The organism is Actinophytocola sp. KF-1, assembly GCF_054661535.1.
The window spans coordinates 1,034,705-1,058,934 of sequence record NZ_BAAFVK010000001.1 but is presented as its reverse complement, the minus strand read 5'-3'; the positions used below and the strand labels follow the sequence as shown (position 1 = coordinate 1,058,934).

Here is a 24,230-nt window from a genome sequence, read left to right as displayed (position 1 = left end):
GACATCCCCTAGGACGCGGGCCGGCCGACTTCGATTGTTCGATCAGGGTCATCCCAGAGTACCACCAGATCACGAGCGTGCGTGCTGTCAAATGGGTAGACGGATGACCGGAGCGCCGCCCGCCTGACCTTTTTACTTTGGTGGGGCAGATCGAACAACCCGCCACGCTCGACCAGCCCCGTCACCAATTCGTGTAGTTCCGCGGAACTCGCACCGGGACACCACAGAAGAACGGGGAGCCCACTGCGCAGGCCCGCCGTGAACTCGTCGACCGTGGTGCTCACGGAAAGCAGCGGCGGCGCGTTCAGCACCATTGCCACCGAGTCGTGGTCCCGCAACGCGACATCGACGCGTTCCTCCCCCTTCTCCGCGAAATGGATGCGCGCCGGTGAGGGGTCGGCCCGCATCGACTGCCACCTCTCCCGCCACACCCGGTGCCAGTGCGTGGCCTTCAGCCGGTCGAGCGACCGGACCCGGATGATGTAGTCGAGGCAGAGCGGTTGTGGCTGGCCGGAGTCGTACTCCTTGTGCCAGCTGTGCACCGGCAGCCCCAGCAGCTCCCTCGGCAGGAACACCTCCAGCGTCACCGCGGCGCGCTGGCCGGCCCAGGCCCGTTCGGCCGTCACCACGACGTCGTCCACGGCCCGTTCGATGTCGTCGACGCGCACCTCCCGGATGTCGCCGCGCACCGGTGACCACACGTCGGGATCGTCCTGCCGCCACGCGGACAGCACGTAGCGGTCGGCGTCGATCCCGTCGTGTTCCAGGGAGATCACCAGGTGCAGCCGCTGCTCGACGCCGACCGCGCGGGCCGCGGCCGCCCTGCGTTCCGCGAAGGCCTCCTCGATGCGCATCCGCCGCACCTGCCGGTCGACCCACCCGGTCATCGCGCCGCCCAGCTCGCCACCGACCTCGGTCGCCAGCGCGTCGAGGAACACCAGTACCGGCGGTACGCCGTCCGGGCCGGAATTGACATCCGCCAGGCGGGTGCAGGCGTGCCACGGGTCGGCGAACCTCGGCAGCGGCAGCGCGGACGGCGCCGCGCGGCGGGCGATGTCGGCGAAGTCCAGCTCCTTCACGTCGGCGAGCCAGCCGCGCACGCGCTCCATCTCCTCGCGCGGGAACGCGCCGAGCACCTCCGGCTCCTCGGGCGCGGCCGGGGCGCCTTCCGGCCTGCCGAGCAGGCGCAGGTACGCGTCCGCGGCGAACCCGTCGAACTCCGCCCTGATCCGCTCGTAGGTGTCCGGCGCGGCGGCGGGCCGCTGGGAGATCACCTCCGCGTAGAAGTGCTCGGAGACGACCACCGCGAGCAGCCCGCCCGACTCGCGCAACGACCGTTTCGCCACCGGCGCGGCCAGCAGGCGGAAGGCGTGGTTCAACGCCGGTCCCGCCACCCCGGCCGCGTCCTTCTCCACCTGGCCGGAGTGCAGCACGAGCCGCAGCTGGATGGACGCCTCGCGCGCGTGCACGGCGTTGTGGTCGCGCAGCGCGGAGACGATCCGGTCGAGCAGTTCGTCGGCCAGCACGACGGCGGGCACGTCCGCGGGCACGAGGATCATCGCCCCGTCGCCGCGGTCCTCCCGGTCGCACCTCGACCAGTCGACCCGCGCCTTGGTGAACGCCTCCTCGAGGACCTTGTAGAGGCCATCACGCACCGCGACCTGGTGGGCCAGCTTCCGCTCCGGCCGGGTGAAGCCGGCCACGTCCACCAGCACCATGAGCGACTCCGGCATGCCGAACCTCCCCGACAGCGTCGACGCCCAGGTTGGACACCTCAAGGTCGTTGATTATCAAAAGCGGGGCGGTCCGGATGTGCCGGTGTCACGAGACTGTCATGGATTTGACCATTCAGCTCCCGGGTTGCGGGTACGCGACCGGGCTGCGGTGGCCCGCCGTGCCGACCGCGCGGACGCCGAAGAACACGTTGTCCTTCGACATGTCGACGGTCGCCGTGGTGACGTCGCCGACCGGGATGACGTGGGTCCACTCCGGGGCGGTCGTCTCGCGCCAGACGATCTCGTAGCCCGCCAGGCCGGGGTCGTCGGCGCGGGTCCAGTACAGCTCGGTGTCGTTGGTGAGGCCGCTGGTGCGCACCCGCACGCCCTTCGGGGTGCCCGGGGCGGCCGCCAGGGACCAGAGCGCGGCGCCGTTCACGCGGGCCACCCTGGCGATGTAGCCGAAGTCGCAGAACTCGGGGAGGTCGCCGTACTGCTTGCCGTTCTCGACGCGGACGTCCTGGTGCTGGTGGGCGAAGTCCTCGTCGGGCTCGGTGAACCGCGCGGCCGGGTAGCCCTGCTCGAGGAAGCCGATGTGGTCGCCGCCGCGCAGGTAGCGGTCGCGGCGGTAGATGACCCGGACCCGCAGGCCGGTCTCGTGGTTCTCCGCGACCGAGCGGACGAACCTGGCCAGCTGGCGGGGCGGGGAGTCGTTCTCGCCGCCGACGGACCTGCGGACCGCCGCTTCCTCCGGGGTCTCCGCCGTCGGCACGCCCTCCGCGAACAGGCGCACGGTGCGCGGGTCGCGGGTGCCGTCGTCGGCCGTGCTGGAGCCGACGATGTCGTTGGTGAACATGGCCTGGACGTCCGCGCCCGCGGCCTTGTACTGGGCGGCCATGTACCGCGCGCCGTACAGGCCCTGCTCCTCGCCCGCCACCGCGGCGAAGACGATCGTCGACCTGGGGGCGCGCGTGGCCATGACCCTGGCCAGTTCCATGGACACCGCGACGCCGGACGCGTCGTCGTCGGCGCCCGGGGCGTCCGCGGTCGCGTTCATGACGTCGGTGACGCGGGAGTCGTAGTGGCCGGACACCACGTACACGCGTTCCGGGGTGACCGAGCCGCGCAGGGTGGCGACCACGTTGGTGATCCTGGTGGGGACCGGGATCCTGGGCCCCGGCTCCTGGACGCACGACTGCAGCTCCACGGTCATGCGGCCGCCGGAGGCCGCCGCGTAGCGCCGCATCTCCGCGAAGATCCAGTCCCGGGCCGCGCCGATGCCCCGGTTCGGGTCGTCCTGAGTGGACAGCGTGTGCCGCGTGCCGAACGACACCAGCTTGCGCACGATCGCCTCGACGCGGGCGGGGTCGACCTCCCGCAGGATCGCACGCAACTCCCTGTCCGGCGGCTGGGCCAGGGGCGGGCGGCCGGCACCGTCCGCCCCTGACGAATCCGCCACCGCCGGTGTGCCCGCGAGCGCCGCACCGCCCGCCGCCGCCACCGTCGCCGTGAGAAACGTTCGCCGAGAGTTCTCAGTCATGCTCCCTGCCTACACCGGGAGCGCGGGTGATCGCTAGAACCTAAGCCCGGCAAGCGTTTCCCAGCTGTTCCTGGCCGTGTCGAGCGGCGCGGGCTGGTCGTCCCGTTCGACCAGCCAGTACTTGACGCCGCCGACGTGCGCGGTCTCGAACGTGCGCGACCAGTCGATGACGCCGTGGCCGACGTCGGTCCACGCGCCCCGCCCGTTGTGGTCCTTGACGTGCAGCACCGGGAACCGGCGCGGGTGGTCGAGGAACAGCTGCCTGCCGTCCATGCCTGCCCGGTCGGCCCAGCCGAGGTCCAGTTCGAAGCCGACGTGCTCCGGGTCGGTCTCGCCGAACAGTATGTCCGACAGGCGGGTGCCGTCGACCACCCGGAACTCGGAGTCGTGGTTGTGGTGCAGGATCGGCCCGAAACCCATCTCGCGGGCGGCCTGACCCGCCTCGTTGAGCTGCCGGGCACCCAGCCGGATGCCGTCGACGGTGTACATGCTGCCCGGGAACGACGACAGGACCACCCACTTGACGCCGATGGTCCGCGCGTCGGCGAGCTTCGCCGCCCAGTTCCCGGTGATGTCACCGTGCCCGACGTGCAGGATCACCGGCTTGAGCCCGGCCTCCGCGCACATGTCCCTGATCTCCGCCGCCGGGCGCGGGAAAGCGCTCACGCCGACGCACTTGTACCCGATCCCGGCCAGCGCCGCCAGCGTGCCGAGGGGGTCGGCCGCGAGGATGTCGCGGACCGTGTAGAGGTGCATGCCGATCCCGCCGCGCGGGATGCGCCTGCGGCGTCCGTCCGCCGCGAGCGGATCGGCGCTCGCCGTGCCTGTCATCGACGCTCCCGCCACGCCCGCCGCACCGGCCCCGAGTAACGCGAGCAGTCTTCGCCTGGTGATGCCGTGGTTCATCCGTGCACTTCCTCGTGGTCACGTTCGCCTCGTATCGCTTCGGAAAGTACCTGAGAAAGCGCTTTCCCGCTAGGTCCAACCCAGACACCCGCCGCGGCGCACCGCGACCTGGGAATTGCGGCGACATGCCGCTGCCGGTGAAGGTAGCCTGCCCGCTTGTGTCTTTCCGGTTGGTCCGGGCCAACCGGGCGTTCGGCGCGCTGGCGCTCGCGCGTGTCGTGTCGCTGACGGGCGACTCCCTCAGCCTCGTGGCACTGATGCTGCTCGTCGCGGACCGGGCCGGGGACGCGCTCGCGGTCGCGTTGCTGTTGCTGGTGGGCGACTTCGCGCCTGCTCTGCTCGGCCCGTTCACCGGCGCGCTCGCCGACCGGTTCGACCTGCGGCGGGTGATGATCGCCGCCGAGGTGGTGCAGGGTGGGCTGGTCCTCGGGATCGCGCTGACCCTGCCGCCGTTGCCGGTGTTGCTGGTCCTGGTGGCGTTGCGGGCGGTGGCGGGTCAGGTGTTCCTGCCCGCCTCACGCGCGGCGGTGCCCGCGCTCGTCGCGGACCGCGACCTCCCCGCCGCCAACGCGGCGCTGGGGTTCGGCGCCAACGCCGGTGAGGTGCTCGGACCGCTGGTCGCGGCGGCGCTCGTCGGGGTGATCGGGGTGCCCGGCGTGCTGGTGGTGGACGCGGTGAGCTTCGGGGTGTCCGCGTTGCTGCTGCTCGCGGTGCCGTCGCTGCGGCCCGCGCCCGCGGACGGCGGGTTGCTGGGGTCGGCGCGTGCCGGGGTGCGGTTCATGTGGTCGCACAAGGCGGTGCGCGTGCTCGCGCTGGGGTTCTGCGCGGTGGTGGCGTGCAACGGGGTCGACGACGTGGCGCTGGTGTTCCTCGCGCACGACACGTTCGGCGCGGGTGACCCGGCGGTGGCGCTGCTCCTCGCCGCCGTCGGCATCGGGCTGCTCGCCGGGTACGCGCTGCTCGGCCCGCTCGGCGCACGCGTTCCGATGCCGGTGCTGCTGATCGCCGGGTTCGCGGTGAGCAGCGCGGGCAACCTGCTGACCGGGCTGTCGTGGGCGGTGGCGGCGGCGTTCACCGTGCAGACCGTGCGCGGGCTGGGCATCGCGGCCATGGACGTCGCGACGAACACCCTGCTGCCGAGGTTGGTGCCGGAGACGATGCTGGGGCGGGTGTTCGGGAACCTGTACGGCGCGATCGGCGTCGCGGCCGCACTGTCCTATGTGGGCGGCAGCGTCCTCCTGGACCGGACGTCCGCGCCGGTCACCCTGGTCGTGGCGGGCGGTCTCGGGCTGCTCGCGACCGTCGCGACGGCCGCGGGACTGCGGGGGCGCACCTGATCGGCCGTGGGCGCTCAGGTGCTGTCCGCGTAGGCCAGGTGCGTGCCGCACCGCCGGCAGCGGAACAGGTACGCGGTCGGCGGGCCGTCCTCGTCGAGCGCGGCGAGGAACCGCGCGTCGTCCAGCGGGAAATCGCTCTCCAGGTCCGGGTGCGCAGCGAGGCCGGCCGCGCCGGCCCGGCCGAGGTACTCCGCGCCGTCACCGCAGTGCGCGAGCCACCGTTCCTGCTGCCAGCCGGAGAAACCGGGGGTGCGCTGGGTGATCGTCACCAGCACGTCGTCCGGGACGTCGCCGTCGACCTCGGTGAACTCGGCGCCGAGACGTGCCGCGGCGCTGCCGTCGGCGATGCACCACGGGCACAGGTGCTCGACCTCGTCCTCGGCGTACACCGGCCCGGTGTAGACGTGGCCGCGGACCTGGCCGCAGCTCGCGCACTCGGCGCCGGACACGACGACGGAACCGGTGGCGAGCGGATCCGGGTGGTACGTGAACACCGGCAGCGTCATGGCGGCCACCGTAGCCTTGTCAGGTTCGTCCGGTCCGTGCGAGGTTGGGGGACATGCGCACTCGAACCCTGCTCGCGCTGGCCGCTGCCACCACGATGGCCTTCGTCTCGCTGACGACGCCCGCGCAGGCGCGGCCCGCCACTCCGCTCACCCACACCGTCGACCCCCGCCCGAGCAACGACGTCCTCGCCGCGCAGCTGAAGGACCTCGCTCGCACGAGCCACGGCCGGATCAAGGTTCGCAGCATCGGCGACACCAACGAGGGGAGGCCGGTCTGGGCCGCCCGCCTCGGGCACGGGCCGGTGCGGATCCAGTACGTCACCCAGCAGCACGGCAACGAGCCGCTCGGCACGCCGGCGGCCGTCGAGTTCCTGCGCACCGTCGGCGTGCCGAACACGGCCTGGCACCGCTGGCTGCTGTCGCGGATCACGCTCGACGTCGTGGTGCGCGCCAACCCCGACGGGCACCAGCGGAACTGGCGCTACAACTACGACCCGGACGCCGACCCCGAGTACGGCGAGAAGGGCAAGGGCTACGACATCAACCGGTACCACAACCCGTCGATGGCGCCCGCGGACAACCCCGCGACCGAGGCCGCGCACATCCAGCGCGCGTACGCCGCGTTCCGGCCGCACATCGCGATGGACTACCACATGCAGGGCCGGTACGTGGACGGCGAGGGCCGGGAGATCACCGCGTCGCTGATGTGGCCGACGCACCCGGACGTGGCGCCGTCGGCGGTCGACGCGGCCAAGCAGGTGACGGTGGTGGCGCAGCAGACCATCGACCGCCTGGCGGGCGGCAACGTGAGCCAGTACCCCGGCGGCGACTACGAGGGCATCGCCCGCAACGCGTACGGGCTGCTCGGCAGCGCCAGCGTGCTGCTGGAACTGTCGGCGATCGACGACGAGCAGTCGCAGATCCGCGCCGCCTACCTGGTGATGCTGACCGTCGCCCAGACCGCGGCCGACGGGTCGCTGCGGCGGGTCGACCCCGCCCGCGCGGACGCCATCCCGCTCCGCGGCGCACCGGTCGGCGCGGAGGCCGTCGAGGCAGCCGACTGACGCTCCGCTGTCACCGATGAGGTGGCATGCGTGCTCGATCGGGTATGCCTGCCGTCTGAACGCGGTACCGGCGGCTACCGGGTGCTCTACTGGCGTGGGCTCGCCTACGTACAGGGGGGATCGGGTTGCCGGAGAAGAACGCGCGACGCCGACGGCTGCAGCCGTCCGGTGGCCTGGTGGCGGTCGGCGCGGTGCTGCTGGTGGCGTCGTCCACGTCGCTGTCGGCGTCGTCGTCGGCCGCCCCCGGCACCGGGGCGCCGGTGGTGAGCGACCCGGCTCCGGCGGCGAGCGCCGACGGCGGTGTCCGGGCGGACGCGGCGTTCCCGCTGGTGGCGGCCCGCCTGGCGAGCGGCAGGTTCGTGCACGCGATGCCGCCCGTCATGACGGGACACATCCCGGCGACGGCGCTGGCCGCGTACCGGCGGGCGGTCGAGCGGACCGACCTGGCCCAGCCGAACTGCCACATCCCGCTGGAACTGCTGGCGGCGATCGGCAAGGTCGAGTCGGGCCACGCCCGCGGCGGCCAGGTCGACGCGACCGGCCGTACCGCCGCGCCCATCCTCGGGCCGGTGCTGAACGGCGGCCCGTTCGCCGCGATCCGCGACACCGACGGTGGTGCCCTGGACGGGGACCGGAGATGGGACCGCGCCGTCGGGCCGATGCAGTTCATCCCCGGCACGTGGACGCACTGGCAGGTGGACGGCAACGACGACGGCGTGCGCGACCCGCACAACGTGTACGACGCCAGCCTGGCGGCGGCGAGGTACCTGTGCGCCGCGAACCGCGACCTGGGCACGCCCGCGGGGCTCGACGAGGCCGTGCTGAGTTACAACCACTCGACGAGTTACCTGTCGCTGGTGCGGTCGTGGATGTCGGTGTACCGGAACGGGACGATCGGGGTCGCGGACATCACCGACGCCGATTGGGTGGCCGTTCCGTTGGCGACCGGGCTGCCGGATTCGGTCGCGGACCCGGTTCCTTCGGCTCCGGTCGGCTCGCCTAGCACGCCCTCGACGCACCCGTCGACGCCGCCTTCCACTCCGCCGTCCGCGCCGCCTTCCGCCCCGCCGTCCACGCCGCCGTCCGCCCCGCCGTCTTCGTCGCCGCCTTCGGTGCCGCCTTCGGTGCCGCCTTCGACGCCGCCTTCGCCACCGTCGGAACCGGCGCCGCCGTCTCCGCCGGAGCCGCCGGTGGCGGAGGAACCGGTCACGTGCGACCTGCTGGACACGGTGGGCGGTGTGGTGGATGGCCTGCTGGGCGGGGCGCCGGACTGTGCGCTGCCGCTGGAACTGTCCGCCCCGGAGAGGACCGGCACCGTGACGGCGAGTCCTGCCCCCTGATGGCAGGGTTTCGTTCCGGGCTTGTCTGTTGACCTTGTGGTGGGTTTCCCTCCGGGGGGTCCTCGCCGGACGGGCTGGTCTCCGGGATGGCGGCGGGTCGGGCACGGGGTTGGTTTGGCAGGGACTGGTGTCCGGGGTCTGCCTGCCATCCCGTCGACCTCCCGGAGGGCTATCACACCGCGTCAAGGGGGCCCGGCGGCTTTGGGCATGTGGTTGGGTCGTGCTTCGGGCCCCCTTGACACGGTGTGATCGGGCTTCGCCAGGTCGACGGGATGGCAGGCACCCCTCAGTGGGTTGATGGGGCTTCGTCCCGCTTCGCGGGGTTCGGGCGCCGCGCCCAGCATGCTGGGGGTCGGCCCCCGCCACCGGCTGTCAGGTCAGTTCCCGTTCGGGGGTCCTCCGTTCGGGGGGCCGCCGTCGCCGTTGCGGCGTTGGGGCATTGCGCCCATTTCCATCACGGACTCGGCTGTGGTGGTTGACCCCTCGGTGGTGGCGATGATGGTGACGTCGTCGCCCTTGGCGATGTCGTCCGCCATCTGGGTGTCGTCGTCGACGACGTAGGTCTTGGTGTAGCCGTCCTCGCTCTTCGCGGTGATCGAATCATCGGTCACCTCGGTGACCTCGCCCGTCTGGAACTCGCCGTGCTGGGTGCCGGTGTCGCCGCCCATGGGGCCGCCGATGAACACCGGGCCGCCCGCACCGCCTCGGCCGCCGCCGGGGCCGCCCGCTTGCTCGGTCGAGCCGCTCGCGGCGTAGATGGCCACGCCGCCGGCGGCCGCGATGCCGACGGCGATCGCCACCGTGACCACGACCCGTTTCGCCGTCCACCGGTTGCGGGGCTCGGCCGGGGGCGGCGGAGCACCCCACTGGGGAGCTTCAGTCTGTTCCGTACTCATACGACCACAGTCGGGGTCGTACCTGTGCGTGCGCTGTGCTCGCTGTGGGCAACCGCTGTGACCTGGCGCCGGCCACAGGGAACGCACAGGTTTCACACAGCGGGACCACACCCCCCGGGGCGACCATATGCCCATGCGGAGTGAGCTGCGACGACCGGACGGTCAACCCGTCCGGGTGCTGGTGGTCGACGACGAGGCCACGCTGGCCGAACTCGTCACGATGGCCCTGCGCCTGGAGGGCTGGGACATCCGCAGCGCCCTCGACGGACTGGGCGCGGTCCGCGTCGCGCGGGAGTTCCGGCCCGACGCGGTCGTCCTCGACGTCATGCTGCCCGACATCGACGGGCTCGAGGTGCTGCGCCGCATGCGGGCCGACCTGCCGACGCTCCCCGTCCTGTTCCTCACCGCCAAGGACGCCGTCGAGGACCGCATCGCCGGGCTGACCGCGGGCGGCGACGACTACGTCACCAAGCCGTTCAGCCTCGAGGAGGTCACCCTCCGCCTGCGTGCCCTGCTGCGCCGCACCGGCGTGACCGAGGCGACCGCGGGCGCGTCGCTGGTCGTCGGGGACCTCACCCTCGACGAGGACAGCCGCGAGGTGCACCGCGGCGGCGAGCCGATCGACCTCACCGCCACCGAGTTCGAGCTGCTGCGCTACCTGATGCGCAACCCGCGCCGGGTGCTGTCCAAGGCGCAGATCCTCGACCGGGTGTGGCACTACGACTTCGGCGGCCAGGCCAACATCGTCGAGCTGTACATCTCCTACCTGCGCAAGAAGATCGACGCGGGCCGGACGCCGATGATCCACACGATGCGGGGCGCGGGCTATGTCCTCAAGCCCGCGACCTGAGCGCGGCGTGGAGAGCTGGTCGCTGCGCCGCCGCCTCATCTTCGAGCAGATCGTGCTGCTCGCGCTGGTGTGCGTGGTCATCGTGGTGGTCTCGCAGATCGCCCTGCGCGCGTTCCTCGTCGACCAGCTCGACGAGCGCCTCGACGACTCGAGCCGCCGGGCGGCGGTCTTCCTCGGGCCGCCCGGCAGCGTGGCGGGCCCCGGTCCCGCCGAGGCGCCGGGGCAGGCGGCGGGCACGATCAACGTCCGCTACTACGACGGCACGGCGCAGGGCGTGCTGCAGACCACCACCGACACCCCGCAGGTGCTGACGCGGGCGCAGCTCACCGACCTGCTGTCGCTGCCGGTCGACGGCGAGCCGCACACCATGACCATCGACGACCTGGGTGAGTTCCGGCTGGTCGCCGAGCGGCGGCCGCAGGGCGAGGTGGTGATCACCGGGCTGCCGATGTCCCAGGTGAACGACATCTTGCTCAGTGCGGGACTGATCATGGGCGGGGTGGCGCTGACCGGGTTGCTCGCCGCGGCGGTCGCGGGCGCGTTCATCGTCCGCAGAGCGCTCTACCCGCTCGAACGGGTCGCCGCCACCGCCAGCCGGGTCGCCGAGCTGCCGTTGGACCGCGGCGAGGTGGAGCTGGCCGAACGGGTGCCGAAGCGGTACGCCGACCCCGGCACCGAGGTCGGGCGGGTCGGGCTCGCGTTCAACCGGATGCTCGGCAACGTGCAGGACGCGCTGACCGCGCGGCAGGAGAGCGAGACCCGCGTCCGCCAGTTCGTCGCGGACGCGAGCCACGAGCTGCGCACCCCGCTCGCGGCCGTGCGCGGGTACGCCGAGCTGATCCGCCGCCGCGACGACGACGTGGCGCCCGAGGTGGCGCACGCGCTCGGCCGCGTCGAGTCCGAGTCGGCGCGGATGACGACGCTCGTCGAGGACCTGCTGCTGCTGGCGCGGCTGGACTCCGGGCGGCCGCTGGAGCACCACGACGTCGACCTGTCCCGGCTGGTCGTGGACGTGGTCAGCGACGCGCAGGTCGCGGGCCGCGAGCACGTGTGGCGCCTCGACGTGCCACCGGAACCGGTCGTCGTGCCCGGTGACGGCGCGCGCCTGCACCAGGTGGTGGCGAACCTGCTGTCCAACGCCCGCACGCACACCCCGCCGGGCACGACCGTCACGATCGGACTGTCCACAAAGGACCCAGCGGCGACGCTGACGGTCACCGACGACGGCCCCGGCATCCCCGCCGACCTGCAGCCGGAGGTGTTCGAGCGGTTCGCCCGCGGCGACACGTCCCGCTCACGCGCCGCGGGCAGCACGGGGCTGGGCCTGGCGATCGTCGCGGCGGTCGTGCAGGCGCACCACGGGAACGTGTCGGTGGAAAGCCGTCCCGGGTACACGCGGTTCACCGTGCGCCTGCCACGCACAGCGCGCACACAGGGTTGACCAAGGCGGCGCCCAGCCCGGCCCGACAGGTTGGGTGCCATGACCACACTGGCCCCTCCCCTGCGCCGCACGGCTTTCCGGCCCGTGCTGCCCGTCCTGCTCGCCGCCACCGGCCTGCTGTACCTGTGGGGGCTGGGCGCCTCCGGCTGGGCCAACGCGTACTACTCGGCCGCCGCGCAGGCGGGTGCGGCGAGCTGGAAGGCGCTCTTCTTCGGCGCGACCGACGCGGCGGGCGGGATCACCGTCGACAAGACACCCGCGTCGGTGTGGGTGATGGGCCTGTCGGCGCGGATCTTCGGGGTGAACGCGTGGAGCATCCTGGTGCCGCAGGCGCTGATGGGCGTGGCGACCGTGTGGTTGCTGTACGCGGCCGTGAAACGGGTCGCGGGTGAGGCGGCGGCGCTGCTCGCCGGTGTGGTGCTCGCGCTGACACCGGTCGCGGTGCTGATGTTCCGGTTCAACAACCCGGACGCGCTGCTCGTGCTGCTGCTGACCGCGGGCGCGTACGCGACCGTGCGTGCCGTCGAGGACGGGCGCATGCGGTGGCTCGTGCTCGCCGGCGCGTGCGTCGGGTTCGGGTTCCTCACCAAGATGCTGCAGGCGTTCCTCGTGCTGCCCGCGTTCGGGCTCGCGTGGCTGGTGGGAGCCCGGCGCAAACGCTTGCTGGGCCTCGCGGTGGCGCTCGGCGCGATCGTGGTGAGCGCGGGCTGGTGGGTGCTGGTGGTGTCGTTGTGGCCCGCCGACGACCGGCCGTACATCGGCGGGTCGCAGCACAACTCCGTGCTGGAGCTGACGTTCGGCTACAACGGGTTCGGCAGGTTGACCGGTGACGAGGTCGGCAGCGTCGGCGGAGGCGGCACCGGGGGCGTGTGGGGGCGGCTGTTCGGCACGGAGATGGCGGGCGGGATCGCGTGGCTGCTGCCCGCGGCCGTGGTGCTGCTGACCGGCGGGCTGTGGGCGACCCGGCGGCACCGCCCGCAACGGGTGTCGCTGCTGCTGTGGGGCGGGTGGCTGGTCGTCACGGCCGTGGTGTTCAGCCTCATGGACGGGATCATCCACGCCTACTACACGGTGGCGCTGGCCCCGGCACTCGCGGGTGTGATCGGCATCGGCGCGGTCGCGTTGTGGCGCACGGGGTTCACCGGGGTGCCGGTGCTGTCGGGGGCGGTGGCGTTGACCGCGCTGGAGACGTACCTGTTGCTGGACTCCCTGGTGCTGCTGGTGTTCGGGCTCGTCGCGGCCGCGTTGGTGCTGGTGGTCGAGCGGAACGTGGCGGTGGCCGTGCTCGCGGCGGTCGTGGCGCTGGCGGGCCCGGCGGCGTACTCGCTGCGGACGGCGGCCGCGACGCATTCCGGCGCGCTGCCCTCGGCCGGGCCGTCGGCGAGGAACGTGACCTTCGCGGGCCCCGGTGGCATGGGTGGTCTCCTCGACGCGCCGACACCCGGTCCGGACCTCGTGGCGCTGCTGCGGCAGGGCGACCACACGTGGACCGCGGCGACGGTCGGCTCGAACAACGCCGCCGGGTACCAGCTGGCGTCCGGGAGACCGGTGCTCGCGGTCGGCGGGTTCAACGGCACCGACCCGGCGCCGACGCTCGCCGAGTTCCAGGACATGGTCCGCGCCGGGCAGGTCCACTGGTTCATCGGCGACGGCGCCATGTCGTCGACGGCGACCGGCGGCAGTGACGCGGGCAGGCAGATCGCCGAGTGGGTGGCCGCGAACTACCCGGCCCGGCAGGTCTCCGGCGTCACGGTCCACGACCTGTCATGACTTCCACAGCGGGCGCACAGGCGAGCCACACGGTCAACCAAGCCACGGAGCCGAGCGTGGTCACCATGACGCTGACCGTGCCCAACCCCACCGAGCGGGGCGCCGTCGAGCCGGATGGCGAGACCCCGGTGCTCGACGTCGTCGTCCCCGTGTTCAACGAGGAACGGGACCTCGCCCCCGGTGTCCGCAGGCTGCACGAGCACCTGTCGACCGGGTTCCCGTACCGGTTCCGGATCACGATCGCCGACAACGCGAGCACCGACGGCACCGCGGCCGTCGCGAGGGCGCTCGCCGAGGAGTTCGCCGAGGTCACCGCCGTGCACCTGGCCGAGAAGGGCCGCGGGCGAGCGCTGCACCACGTGTGGTCGGCGAGCGACGCGGCGATCCTCGCCTACCTCGACGTCGACCTGTCCACCGACCTGAACGCGCTCCCCCCGCTGGTCGCGCCGCTGCTGTCCGGCCACTCCGACCTCGCGATCGGGTCCCGGCTCGCCCGCGGCGCCCGGGTGGTGCGGGGACCGAAACGCGAGCTGATCTCCCGTGGCTACAACCTGTTGCTGCGCGGCGCGCTCGCGACCCGGTTCTCCGACGCGCAGTGCGGGTTCAAGGCGATCCGCGCGGACGTGGCGGCGAAGCTGCTGCCGCACGTCGCGGACACCGGCTGGTTCTTCGACACCGAGCTGCTCGTGCTCGCCGAGCGGACCGGGCTGCGCATCCACGAGGTGCCGGTCGACTGGGTGGACGACCCGGACAGCCGCGTGGACATCGTCGCCACCGCGATCGCCGACGTGGCGGGGATCGCCCGGCTGGCACGGGGTTTCGCCACCGGCCGCATCCCCGTCGCGCAGCTGCGGGAACAGCTCGGCCGGGACGCGCCGCCGACCGGTCTGCTGCGGCAGCTGGTCCGGTTCGCCGCGGTCGGCGTGGTGTCCACTGTGGCCTACCTGGTGCTGTACTCGTTGCTGCGCACCGGTTTGGGCGCGCAGGGCGCGAACTTCGCCGCGCTCGGTGTGACGGCGGTCGGCAACACGGCCGCCAACCGGCGGTACACGTTCGGGGTCCGCGGGCGTGCCGGGGTGGCACGCCACCAGTTCGAGGGCCTGATCGTGTTCTGCCTCGGCCTGGCGCTGACGTCCGGGTCGCTCGCCGTCCTGCACGGCGTGACCGCGCCCGGCCGGGGGCTGGAGCTGGCCGTGCTCGTCGTCGCCAACCTCGCGGCCACCGTGCTGCGGTTCCTGCTGCTCCGCGGCTGGGTGTTCCACCCGCGCCGCCTGACCGAGAAGAGTGCGTCGTGACCGCCATCGCCTCGCCCGTCACCGCCGCCGCGCCGGTGGCACCCGAACGGACACAGCGCCCGTGGGGGCTGGTGGTGCTCCTCGCGGGCACCGCAGTGCTGTACCTGTGGAACCTGACCGCCACCGGCTGGGGGAACAGTTACTACGCAGGCGCCATCCAGGCCGGCGCGCAGAGCTGGAAGGCGTGGCTGTTCGGCGCGACCGACGTGGGCAGCGTGGTCACCGTCGACAAGCCGCCCGCCGCGATGTGGCTCCCCGGCCTGTTCGCGCGGGTCTTCGGGGTGTCGAGCTGGACGGTGCTGGTGCCGCAGGCGCTCATGGGCGTGGCGGCCGTGTGGCTGCTGTACGCGACGGTGCGGCGGACGTCGGGAGCCATGGCGGGCCTGCTCGCCGGCGCCGGGCTCGCGCTCACCCCGGTGGCCGCGCTGATGTTCCGCTACGACCAGCCGGACGCGCTGCTGACGCTGCTGCTGGTGGCGGGCGCGTACTGCACGGTCCGCGCGGTGGAGCAGGCCAGTCCGAAGTGGCTGGTGCTGGCGGGCGTGACGGTCGGGTTCGCGTTCCTCACCAAGATGATGCAGGGCTTCCTGACGTTGCCCGCGCTGGCGCTCGCGTACCTGGTGGCGGCCCCGGCCGCGCTGGGGCGGCGGCTCTGGCACCTCGCGCTGGGCCTGGTCTCGGTGGTCGTGTCGATGGGCTGGTACGTGGCGCTCGTGGCGCTGTGGCCCGCGGACTCGCGGCCGTACATCGCGGGATCGACCGACGACAGCGTGCTGGAGCTGGCGCTCGGCTACAACGGGCTGGGCCGGATCTTCGGCGGTGACGGCAACCCCGGCGGCGGCATGGGCGGCGGCGGGAACATCGGCTTCGGCGGCGAGAGCGGGCTGGGCCGGATGTTCGGGCCGGCGTTCGGGGTCGAGGTGTCGTGGCTGCTGCCCGCGGCGCTGATCGGCCTCGTGGCGGGCCTGTGGTTCACCCGCCGCGCACCGCGCACGGACCGGACGCGTGCCGCGCTGCTGCTGTGGGGCGGCTGGACGGTCGTCACGGCGGTCGTGTTCAGCCTCATGAGCGGCATCGTCCACCCGTACTACGCGGTGGCGCTGGCACCCGGGGTGGTCGCCGTGGCGGCGATCGCCGGGCGGGAGCTGTGGCGTGGCCGCGCGCACCCGCCCGCCCGGTACGTGCTGGCGGCGATGGTCGCGGTGACCGGCGTGTGGACGTACATCCTGCTGGACCGGTCGCCGGAGTGGCTGCCGTGGCTGCGCTGGGTGGTCCTCGCGGCGGCGGTGGTCGTGGCGACGGCACTGGCCGTCGGCGTGCGGGCCAGGCCGCTGGGGGTGGCGGCCGTGGTGACGGCGTTGCTGGGCACCGGCGCGTTCACGGTGGCGACGGCGGCCGAGCCCCACGCGGGGTCGATCCCGCTGTCGGGTCCGGTGAGCAGTGACGACGCGCAGATGGGCATGGGCGAGATGGCGGTGCCTGCCGAGCTGGCCGAGTTGCTGGCGGCGACGGACACCAAGTGGGCGGCCGCGTCGGCGGGCGGCCCCGAGTCGGCCAACCTCGCCCTGGCCAGCGGCAAGTCGGTGATCGGCATCGGCGGCTGGAACGGTGGCGACCCGGCCCCGACGCTGGCGGAGTTCAAGCAGTACGTCGCGAACGGCGAGATCTCGTACTACGTCGGCGGCGGCCGGATGGGTGGTCCGCGGGGCGGTGACGACATCGCGCAGTGGGTGGCGGACAACTTCGCGGCGCGGACGGTCGGCGACCGGACGGTGTACGACCTGCGCGGCTGACGTCCGGCGCCGGTCACCAGCTGCCGCGGTGGTCGGGGATCGTGTAGATCAGCGGGACCGCGGCCAGCATCAGCACCGACAGGACCACGAAACCGTGTGCCTGCGCCATGGCCGGGCTGGCGCTGTTCGCGGCGACGGCGGTCATCACCGACACCGCGATGATCGACCCGCTCTGCCGGAACATCCCGCGCAGCCCGGCGATCGACGCGATCTGGTCCGGCGCCAGCTGCAGCCCCGCGTTGTTCGACGCGGGCACGGACACGCCCATGCCGACCCCGGTGATGCCCGCCGCCAGCATCAGCCACAGGTACCCGTCGGTGTCCGGCGGCGGGAACGCCATCAGCACGAACCCGAGCATGATCAACGCGAAGCCGACGGTCATCGGGATGCGGCTGCCCAGCCTGCGCAGCGTCAGCACGGCCAGCGCGGCGACGCAGATCACGCCCGCGCCGCGGGCCGTCAGCACGGTCCCGGCGGCGAGCGGGTCGAGGTGGAAGCGTTCCTCCGCGTACAGCGGCACGAGCGCGCCGAACCCGATCGCGGCGCCGCCGAACAGCAGGTTCAGGACGTTCATGGCGCCGAAACCCCGGCCGCGCAACAGTCTCATCGGGATGAACGGGGCGCGGGCGCGGACGGTGTGCCGCACGAACACGTACGCGAACACCGCCCCGAGCGCGACCGGCACCACGAACCACGGGCTGGTGAGGCCGCGTTCGAGGTTCGTCAGGCCGTACATCGCGGTCAGCATCAGCGACGCGAGCAGCACGAGCCCGCGGACGTCGATGCGGTCGGCGGGCTTGCGCGTGGTCTCGCCGATCAGCCGCCAGCCGAGGAACAGCAGCACCAGCCCGATGGGCACGTTGACGAAGAAGATCGTCCGCCACGACGAGTACGTCACGAACACGCCGCCGAGGATCGGGCCGAGGATGCCGCCGACGGGGAAGATCGACGTGAACATGCCGACCGCGCGGTCGCGGGCCGGGCCGTAGTGGTCGGCGATGATGCCCGTGGCGGACGGCATGAACGCCCCGCCACCCAGTGCCTGCACCGCGCGCAGGGCGACCAGCACGTAGATGTTGTTCGCGAACCCGCAGGCCAGGGACGCGAGCGTGAAGACGACGACCGCGGTGAGGAAGACCTTCTTGCGGCCGAAGTGGTCGCCGAGCTTGCCCGCCATCGGCATCGCGATGATCTGGCCGAGCGAGTAGATGGTGATCGTCCAGCCGCTCCACGTCAGCGGGGCGCCCAGGTCGGACTGGATGGCGTTCAGCCCGGTCGCGACGATGGTCTGGTCCATCGACGCCATGAACAGGGCGATCGCCACCACCGCGAACACCACGTGGCGGCGCGGCGACTGCTCAGCGGGGATGTCTGCCTGTGCCGTTGCTCCTATGCTTCGCATCCCCATGGAGCGTGAGAATACTTGCTTGCCAGCAAGCAACCAAGTGTGTGTGACCAACCAGACCGAACGGGGAGCCGGTTAAGTGGATGCCGAGAACGTGACCCGCCTGCGCCGGGTCATCGGCCGGCTGGCGCGGCTGCTCAACGCCGCCCCGGTCAGCGAGAACCTGACGCCCACGCAGGCCTCCGTGCTCGGCATCGTCGCGCACCGCGGCCCGGTCGGGATGACCGAGGTGGCCGACATCGAGGGCCTCAACCCGACGATGCTGTCGCGCGTGGTGGCCAAGCTCGTCGACGACGGCTTCGTCACCAGACAGCCGGATCCCGCCGACCAGCGCGCGATCCAGCTCGAGGCCACCGACGCGGGCCGCGACGTGCACCTGCGGATCATCAAGTCACGCACCGAGACCGTGGCGCGGATCCTCGACGGGCTCTCCCCCGACGTCACGGAAGCCCTGCTGGACGCGTTGCCCGCGCTCGAAGCGCTCGCCGAGGGACTCCGGACGACCAAGCACTGACGCACGTTACGGGCTTGCCTGAACGTATTTTGCGTAGTTGACCTCGTTGTCTCGCCTCGTCGCATGCCAGTAGCCTGACCGGTGGCAGTGTGGCGGGCTGGAGACGAGGGGAAGCGGATGCCGCGTACCGATGCGGTGACACGGCGGACCTACGGCGGGCGGACGGCCGCGGACCGCCGCGCCGAGCGGCGCGAGCGGTTGATGGCGGCCGGACTGCAGCTGTTCGGCACCGAGGGCTACGCCAGCGCGTCGATCGAGAAGCTGTGCACCCACGCCGGCGTGTCCACGCGCAACTTCTACGAGGAGTTCCACTCCCGCGAGGACCTCCTGATCGCACTGCACTCGAAGGCGAACGAGCACTCCTACCGCGCGGTCAACGCCGCGTTCGCCGACGCGGCCGACGCCGCGCTGGCGGAGCGGTTCGAGCTGGCCGTGCGGACCTTCATCAGCAACATGGCGAGCGACCCGCGCTGGGCGCGGCTCGCCTACGTCGAGATGTACGGCGTCAGCGACAAGGTGGAGAAGCACCGCCTCGCGTGGCGCAAGCGGTGGTGGGACTTCATGGTCGCCGAGGCGGACCGCGCCGTGCTGCGCGGCGAGGCGAACCCCCGCGACTTCACCATGCCCGCGCTGGCCGTGATCGCCTCGGTCAACGAACTGGTCTACCACTACGCGATCAACCGGGGAAGGATCACGTTGGACGAGGTCATCACGGAGGTCGTCCGGATCGCGGTCGCGGCGGTGACGGCCGAATGACCGTCTCTGCCACCGCTTCCGCGGCCGCACTGCTGGAGCGCCTGACCGAGGTCGCCAAGACGGACGTGCGGCCCGCGGCCGAACTGCTCGCGGGCGCCGTGCGGAACAACGGCGTGATCCAGGCGTTCGGCACCGGCCACTCCCAGGGCACCGCCCTGGAGATCGCGGGCCGCGCGGGCGGCCTCGTGCCCACGAACCGCATCGCGCTGTCCGACCTGGTGCAGTTCGGCGGCGAGGACCCGTCGATCCTGGCCGACCCGATGCTGGAGCGCCGCGGTGACGTCGTGTCGCGCCTGTACGAGCTGGCGGCGCCGCAGCCCCAGGACGTGTTCGTGATCGCGTCCAGCTCCGGGGTGAACTCCTCGGTCGTGGAGATGGCGCACACGGTGACGTCGAAGGGCCACAAGCTGGTCGTGATCACGTCGCTGCGGCACAGCAGCCAGGTCCCGGCACAGCACGGGTCGGGGAAGCGGCTGTCCGACTTCGCGGACGTGACGCTGGACAACGGCGCCCCGTTCGGCGACACGCTGCTCCCGTTGCCGGACGGCACGTGCGTGGGTGGCGTGTCGTCGCTGACCGCCGGCCTGCTCGCACAGATGCTGGTCGCGGAGACCGTCCGGCTGCTCATCGAGTCGGGCGTCGAGGCACCGGTGTACGTGTCGAACAACGTCCCGGGCGGCTACGACCGCAACCTCAAGCTGGAAGCGCGGTACGAGGGCCGCATCCGCCGCACCGCCAGCTGACCAGGTCCCGCGGTCACACCATGTACTGGTCGTGGCGGGCGAGGAACTCCGTCCGCTCCTCCGCCGTCAGCTTGCGCCCGCTGGCGGCGATCTCCGCCGACTCGAGGAAGTACCGCTCCCTCGGCGGGCCCGGCGCGAACAGGATGAGCATCGACGCGGGCTCGTCGGAGTCGTTGCGGAACGCGTGGATGCCGTTCTCCGGGACGTACAGGTAGTCGCCCTTCACGGCGTCGACCCAGCGTTCGCCGTCGTACAGGCGGACCGTGCCGTCCAGCACGTAGAAGCTCTCCGAGAACGTCTTGTGGAAGTGCGCACCGGGTCCGCCTGCCCGCGGCGCCATGTCCCACTGGAAGAGTCCGAAGTGGCCGCCGGTGAGCGCGCCCGTGGCGAGGAACCGCGACGTGGTCGTGGGACCCTCGAGCTCCGCGGGGGTGCCCGCCGGGCGATACGTGGCGCTGACCTCACCTTGGAACGACATGTCTGGGATGATAGGCGACACCATGTATGTGCTGCTCAGCTGCGCGATCTCGCTCGACGGCCACCTCGACGACAACTCCGCCGAGCGGCTCGTCCTCTCCAACGCCGCCGACCTCGACCGGGTCGACGCCGAACGCGCGGGCGTCGACGCGATCCTCGTCGGCGCGGGCACGATCCGCACCGACAACCCGCGGCTGTCGGTGCGCTCCCCCGCGCGCCGGGCCGCGCGGGAGGCCGCCGGGAAGCCCGCGACGCCGCTGAAGGTCGTGCTGTCCAACGGGGATCTACCCGCGGACGCCGCCTTCCGCGCCGACGGCGAGTCGCTGGTCACCCACGGGTCCGTCGCGGAAGTCCTGGCGCGGCTGGAGGAACGCGGCGTCGAGCGGCTCATGGTCGAGGGCGGCGGGCGGGTGCTGACCGAGTTCCTCACCGCGGGCGCCGCCGACGAGCTGCAGCTCGTCATCGCGCCGTTCTTCGTCGGGGACGCCAGCGCGCCCCGCTTCGTCCACGGTGGACGGTTCCCCTGGTCGAAGGACCACCGGGCGACGCTCGCGTCCGTCGAGCGGATCGGGAACCTCGTGCTGCACCGGTACCTGCTCAGCGAGTCCGCTGTGGACGGTCACTGGCTCGCCCGCGCGGTCGCGCTGTCCAGGAACTGCCCGCCGTCCACCACGGCGTTCAGCGTCGGCGCGGTGATCGTCGACGCGGCGGGCGAGGAGATCGCGTGGGGGTACTCCCGCGAGACCGACGACACCGTGCACGCCGAGGAGTCCGCGCTGGCCAAGCTCGCCGACGACGACCCGCGCCTGGCCACGGCGACCATCTACAGCTCGGTCGAACCGTGCAGCACCCGCAAGTCCCGGCCACGGCCGTGCGCGCGGCTGATCCTGGACGCGGGCATCCCGCGCGTCGTCTTCACCTACCGCGAGCCGTCGACGTTCGTGGTCGGCGAGGGCGCGGAACAGCTCGCGGCGGCCGGGGTCACCGTCGTCGAGCGCCCCGAACTGGCCGGCGAGGTCCGCGAGATCAACCGGCTGCAACTGGGGTAGCCCGCTATTGCGCATTGCGTGGTAGTGTCCGAGCCACACTACTGGGGCGAGGACACACATGGAGATCAGCCAACTGCTCAAGGGCGTGCTCGACCTCGCCGTGCTCGCCGTGCTGAGCGACGAGGACGGCTACGGGTACGACGTGGTCCGCAGGCTGCGCAAGGCCGGTCTGGACGAGGTCGGCGACGCGTCCGTGTACGGGACGTTGCGCCGCCTCTACAACGCCGGCGCGCTCACCTCCTACGTGCGCCCCAGCGAGGAAGGCCCGCACCGCAAGTACTACGCGCTCAACGAGGTCGGCAGGCAGCAGCTCGCCGACGGGACCAAGACCTGGCGCGGGTTCGCGAAGACCATGACGGATCTGCTGGAAGGGGAGACGGCGTGAGCACGACGACGGACACCGAGGTCGCGGCCTACCTGGACCGGTTGCGGCGCGAGCTGGCAGGCCTTCCCGCCGACGAGGTCGAGGAGATCCTGCAGGACCTCGAACCGCAGCTGGCCGCGATCGCCGCCGGGCTCGAGGACGAACCCGTCTCGCTCGCCGACCAGCTCGGCGATCCCGCCGCGTACGCCAGGGAACTCCGCAGCGCCATGGGTGTGCCGGACGAACCGGAGCCAAGGACGCCGATGTGGGTGTCCCGTGCCGCGTTGTGGCTGCTCGTGGCGACCACGGCCGCGGCGGTCGTGGGGGGCTACCTCACGGCACGGGTGGCCGCGAACGATCCGCGGCCGGTGTTGTGGACGCTCGCCGCCGGGCTGCTCGGGTGCTGGTTCGTGATCGGCAGGCCCCGGTCCACGATCGCCGAGATCACCGAGTTGCCCGAGGTCCGGCAGGTGACGGCATGGCTGGCGACCGCGGAGCAGCACCTGCCGGTCGGCGCGTACGTCGCGTCGCTGCGACCGGGGTTGCGCCTGGTCAAGGCCGCGCTCGTGTGGCTGGGCGTGGTGTGGCTGTTCGCGTGGTTCGGCTGGCACGGCGCGGGCGGGGCGACGGTCGCGTTCGCGTTCGCGGTGCTCACGGTGTGGGTCGGCTACCGGGCGCGGGCCGACCGGCGGTGGCTGTGGCTCAGCGTTCCCCTCACCGGGTGGGCGGTCGGCGTCGCGGTCAAGTCGATGGAGTTCCTGCCGCTGCTGGCGGCGGGCGACTACGCGTGGTGAGTAGTTAGAAGCTGTAACGAATGTTACAGTCAGTCGGTGACGAGTCCGCGTGAACGGTACCGGGCCCAGGTGCGGGCCGAGGTGAAGGAGCACGCCTGGGCGCAGATCGCGGAGGCAGGCGCGTCCGCGATCTCGCTCAACGCCATCGCCAAGACCATGGGCATGAGCGGCCCCGCGCTGTACCGCTACTTCGCCAGCAGGGACGAGCTGATCACCGACCTGGTGAGCGACGCGTACCGCCAGCTGGTCGACGCGTCCCGCGCCGCGGTCGCGGAGCACGGGTCCGATCCCCTGGTGATCGCGCATGCCATCCGCGACTGGGCGCACACGTACCCGCAGCGGTACTTCCTCATCTACGGCACCCCGATCCCCGGCTACCACGCCCCGCCGACCACGACGGAGATCGCGTCGGAGCTGATGGACCTGCTGCTCGACGCGTTGAAGGAACGCGAGCCCGGTCCGGCCATGCCGCTCGACCAGAACCTGGCCGACCACCGCCAGTGGGCGCACGTCGACGTGCCGGAGGGCGTGCTCCGCCAGGCCTTGGGGTTCTGGACCCGCCTGCACGGCGTGGTCAGCCTGGAGATCGCGGGCCACTTCCGGGACATGGGCTTCGACACCCGGCTCCTGTTCGACGCCGAAATGGCGGCCACGCTGGGGCGGTAGCCTTCTCCGGTGAGGAATCTGAAGACTTTTCAGGCCGCGCTGGACGGCGATGACGCGGAACTGCGGGAACAGGCTGGTCCCGGCGCTCTGATCTGCCTCGCGCCGGAGCTGTCGAGCGCGTTCGTGGTGTGGCCAGGCGCCGACGGCACCCAGAACGCCAGGGTCGCCATCATCGGGACCGAGGAGGATGGCGGCAACGCGCTCACGGACGTCCACGTGCCCGCGTCGTTCCGGGTGCTCTCGGTCGAGCGGAACGGTGGCGAGTTCGTGCTCACCTCGGCGGACGGCCGGACCGTGCACGGCACGCCGGAGCAGTTCGCGCAGGAACCGCTGCTGCTCGTCGACGAGGACGACCCGCGCTACACCGAACAGCGCGATCAGCTCTTCTACGAGACGCACCTGCGGCCGCTGGACCGCTTCGCGTCCCTGGACATGGACTCGCCGGAGACCGACATCGCGCTCAGCAACGCCGACGCCGTCGCCGCGGCGGGTGAGGCGATGGTGGCCTTCGGGGACGACGAGGTGTGGCTCAACTTCGAGTGCGCGGGACCGGAGAAGGTCATGCGGCAGATCCCGCACGCACGCGGGCTGCTCGCCGACCTGACCGCCATCGGCCGGGCAGGCGCGGAGTTCGTGTGGGCACGCACCACCGAGGAGGACAAGGCCGGGATCGGCGAGGACGCGTTCTTCGAGCTGATGACACCGAGCAGCCTGGTGGTGCACTCCAACGGCGACTTCGTGGTGCACTACGAACGCACCAGCGACGTCCTGGTCATGGACGGCTACTGGATCGCCGTCCAGTTCGACGCCGACCGCACGCCCGTGGACGACTACGTCGACGCATAGGCGCTGTCCTGTAAGTCATCGGAGCCAGATTTGGTCATCGCGTTCGGGACAGACCATGCGAATGCCGCGTGTTCGCATGGCTTCTCGGGTGGAGGGGTGGGAGTAGGCCTTGTCCAGGATCACCACCTCAGGACGACACCGTGGTCGGCCCGGCCCGTCACGA

At 72.1% G+C, this 24,230-nt stretch carries 23 protein-coding genes; 16 read left to right on the top strand and 7 right to left on the bottom strand.

The annotated features are described in order from the left end of the window. Nucleotides 1–8 precede the first annotated feature (8 nt). From ACYQ77_RS05165 to ACYQ77_RS05155, 3 genes are all read right to left on the bottom strand, one after another. Nucleotides 9–1,733: a VMAP-C domain-containing protein gene (locus ACYQ77_RS05165; RefSeq protein ID WP_459707869.1), complete on the bottom strand. Its 1,725-nt coding sequence runs from the start codon at nucleotides 1,731–1,733 to the stop codon at nucleotides 9–11. 115 nt (nucleotides 1,734–1,848) lie between these two features. Further along, complete coding sequence (locus ACYQ77_RS05160) at nucleotides 1,849–3,255, bottom strand: M20/M25/M40 family metallo-hydrolase (RefSeq protein WP_459707866.1); 1,407 nt, start codon at nucleotides 3,253–3,255, stop codon at nucleotides 1,849–1,851. Nucleotides 3,256–3,288: 33 nt separating this feature from the next. After that, nucleotides 3,289–4,161, bottom strand: a complete 873-nt coding sequence (locus tag ACYQ77_RS05155; protein ID WP_459707864.1) for a sugar phosphate isomerase/epimerase family protein — start codon at nucleotides 4,159–4,161, stop codon at nucleotides 3,289–3,291. Between the two features lie 158 nt (nucleotides 4,162–4,319). Here ACYQ77_RS05155 and ACYQ77_RS05150 point away from each other — a divergent pair, with 158 nt between their 5' ends. Further along, nucleotides 4,320–5,498 (top strand): MFS transporter, encoded by a 1,179-nt coding sequence (locus tag ACYQ77_RS05150; RefSeq protein ID WP_459707862.1) that lies wholly within the window; start codon nucleotides 4,320–4,322, stop codon nucleotides 5,496–5,498. 14 nt (nucleotides 5,499–5,512) lie between these two features. Here the strand turns inward: ACYQ77_RS05150 and ACYQ77_RS05145 are convergent, their stop codons facing one another. Then, nucleotides 5,513–6,004, bottom strand: a complete 492-nt coding sequence (locus ACYQ77_RS05145) for a CbrC family protein (RefSeq protein ID WP_459707861.1) — start codon at nucleotides 6,002–6,004, stop codon at nucleotides 5,513–5,515. Between the two features lie 53 nt (nucleotides 6,005–6,057). Between ACYQ77_RS05145 and ACYQ77_RS05140 the strand changes: the two genes are divergently transcribed. Both ACYQ77_RS05140 and ACYQ77_RS05135 read left to right on the top strand, forming a co-directional pair. Further along, nucleotides 6,058–7,068: a M14 family zinc carboxypeptidase gene (locus ACYQ77_RS05140; protein WP_459707859.1), complete on the top strand. Its 1,011-nt coding sequence runs from the start codon at nucleotides 6,058–6,060 to the stop codon at nucleotides 7,066–7,068. Nucleotides 7,069–7,193: 125 nt separating this feature from the next. Then, a complete protein-coding gene (locus ACYQ77_RS05135; protein ID WP_459707857.1) occupies nucleotides 7,194–8,408 on the top strand; it encodes a lytic transglycosylase domain-containing protein in 1,215 nt (404 codons plus the stop codon). Between the two features lie 377 nt (nucleotides 8,409–8,785). On the opposite strand, the gene ACYQ77_RS05130 is transcribed toward ACYQ77_RS05135, so the two are convergent. Beyond that, nucleotides 8,786–9,208: a hypothetical protein gene (locus ACYQ77_RS05130; protein ID WP_459707855.1), complete on the bottom strand. Its 423-nt coding sequence runs from the start codon at nucleotides 9,206–9,208 to the stop codon at nucleotides 8,786–8,788. Nucleotides 9,209–9,437: 229 nt separating this feature from the next. Between ACYQ77_RS05130 and ACYQ77_RS05125 the strand changes: the two genes are divergently transcribed. The 5 genes from ACYQ77_RS05125 (at nucleotide 9,438) to ACYQ77_RS05105 (ending at nucleotide 16,453) form a co-directional block, all read left to right on the top strand. Beyond that, a complete protein-coding gene (locus ACYQ77_RS05125; RefSeq protein WP_459707853.1) occupies nucleotides 9,438–10,154 on the top strand; it encodes a response regulator transcription factor in 717 nt (238 codons plus the stop codon). Next, complete coding sequence (locus ACYQ77_RS05120) at nucleotides 10,132–11,595, top strand: sensor histidine kinase (RefSeq protein WP_459707851.1); 1,464 nt, start codon at nucleotides 10,132–10,134, stop codon at nucleotides 11,593–11,595. Before ACYQ77_RS05125 ends, ACYQ77_RS05120 begins: the two co-directional genes overlap by 23 nt. Before the next feature lie 39 nt (nucleotides 11,596–11,634). Then, complete coding sequence (locus ACYQ77_RS05115) at nucleotides 11,635–13,365, top strand: glycosyltransferase family 39 protein (protein WP_459707849.1); 1,731 nt, start codon at nucleotides 11,635–11,637, stop codon at nucleotides 13,363–13,365. 65 nt (nucleotides 13,366–13,430) lie between these two features. Then, nucleotides 13,431–14,660: a bifunctional glycosyltransferase family 2/GtrA family protein gene (locus ACYQ77_RS05110; protein WP_459708157.1), complete on the top strand. Its 1,230-nt coding sequence runs from the start codon at nucleotides 13,431–13,433 to the stop codon at nucleotides 14,658–14,660. Continuing rightward, nucleotides 14,657–16,453 carry an ArnT family glycosyltransferase gene (locus ACYQ77_RS05105; protein ID WP_459707847.1) on the top strand — a complete coding sequence of 599 codons (1,797 nt, stop codon included), beginning with the start codon at nucleotides 14,657–14,659 and terminating at the stop codon, nucleotides 16,451–16,453. The genes ACYQ77_RS05110 and ACYQ77_RS05105 overlap by 4 nt, the downstream gene beginning before the upstream one ends. Before the next feature lie 13 nt (nucleotides 16,454–16,466). Here the strand turns inward: ACYQ77_RS05105 and ACYQ77_RS05100 are convergent, their stop codons facing one another. Further along, complete coding sequence (locus ACYQ77_RS05100; protein WP_459707846.1) at nucleotides 16,467–17,861, bottom strand: MFS transporter; 1,395 nt, start codon at nucleotides 17,859–17,861, stop codon at nucleotides 16,467–16,469. Between the two features lie 76 nt (nucleotides 17,862–17,937). Here ACYQ77_RS05100 and ACYQ77_RS05095 point away from each other — a divergent pair, with 76 nt between their 5' ends. From ACYQ77_RS05095 to ACYQ77_RS05085, 3 genes are all read left to right on the top strand, one after another. Further along, nucleotides 17,938–18,372, top strand: a complete 435-nt coding sequence (locus tag ACYQ77_RS05095; protein WP_459707844.1) for a MarR family winged helix-turn-helix transcriptional regulator — start codon at nucleotides 17,938–17,940, stop codon at nucleotides 18,370–18,372. 117 nt (nucleotides 18,373–18,489) lie between these two features. Then, nucleotides 18,490–19,128: a TetR/AcrR family transcriptional regulator gene (locus tag ACYQ77_RS05090; RefSeq protein ID WP_459707842.1), complete on the top strand. Its 639-nt coding sequence runs from the start codon at nucleotides 18,490–18,492 to the stop codon at nucleotides 19,126–19,128. Next, nucleotides 19,125–19,871 (top strand): sugar isomerase domain-containing protein, encoded by a 747-nt coding sequence (locus ACYQ77_RS05085; protein WP_459707840.1) that lies wholly within the window; start codon nucleotides 19,125–19,127, stop codon nucleotides 19,869–19,871. Before ACYQ77_RS05090 ends, ACYQ77_RS05085 begins: the two co-directional genes overlap by 4 nt. A 13-nt stretch (nucleotides 19,872–19,884) precedes the next feature. On the opposite strand, the gene ACYQ77_RS05080 is transcribed toward ACYQ77_RS05085, so the two are convergent. Next, nucleotides 19,885–20,349 carry a cupin domain-containing protein gene (locus tag ACYQ77_RS05080; protein ID WP_459707839.1) on the bottom strand — a complete coding sequence of 155 codons (465 nt, stop codon included), beginning with the start codon at nucleotides 20,347–20,349 and terminating at the stop codon, nucleotides 19,885–19,887. Between ACYQ77_RS05080 and ACYQ77_RS05075 the strand changes: the two genes are divergently transcribed. Genes ACYQ77_RS05075 through ACYQ77_RS05055 form a run of 5 tightly spaced genes read left to right on the top strand, consistent with a single transcriptional unit; the run spans nucleotide 20,348 to nucleotide 24,067 of the window. Then, nucleotides 20,348–21,397: a dihydrofolate reductase family protein gene (locus tag ACYQ77_RS05075; RefSeq protein ID WP_459707838.1), complete on the top strand. Its 1,050-nt coding sequence runs from the start codon at nucleotides 20,348–20,350 to the stop codon at nucleotides 21,395–21,397. The two genes, ACYQ77_RS05080 and ACYQ77_RS05075, sit on opposite strands and share 2 nt — an antisense overlap. A 58-nt stretch (nucleotides 21,398–21,455) precedes the next feature. After that, nucleotides 21,456–21,782 (top strand): PadR family transcriptional regulator, encoded by a 327-nt coding sequence (locus ACYQ77_RS05070; protein WP_459707836.1) that lies wholly within the window; start codon nucleotides 21,456–21,458, stop codon nucleotides 21,780–21,782. Next, complete coding sequence (locus ACYQ77_RS05065) at nucleotides 21,779–22,555, top strand: DUF1700 domain-containing protein (RefSeq protein WP_459707834.1); 777 nt, start codon at nucleotides 21,779–21,781, stop codon at nucleotides 22,553–22,555. Before ACYQ77_RS05070 ends, ACYQ77_RS05065 begins: the two co-directional genes overlap by 4 nt. Before the next feature lie 36 nt (nucleotides 22,556–22,591). Beyond that, on the top strand, nucleotides 22,592–23,221 hold the full coding sequence (locus tag ACYQ77_RS05060) for a TetR/AcrR family transcriptional regulator (protein ID WP_459707832.1): 630 nt from the start codon (nucleotides 22,592–22,594) through the stop codon (nucleotides 23,219–23,221). 9 nt (nucleotides 23,222–23,230) lie between these two features. Beyond that, nucleotides 23,231–24,067 (top strand): hypothetical protein, encoded by an 837-nt coding sequence (locus ACYQ77_RS05055; protein WP_459707831.1) that lies wholly within the window; start codon nucleotides 23,231–23,233, stop codon nucleotides 24,065–24,067. Nucleotides 24,068–24,230 lie beyond the last annotated feature (163 nt).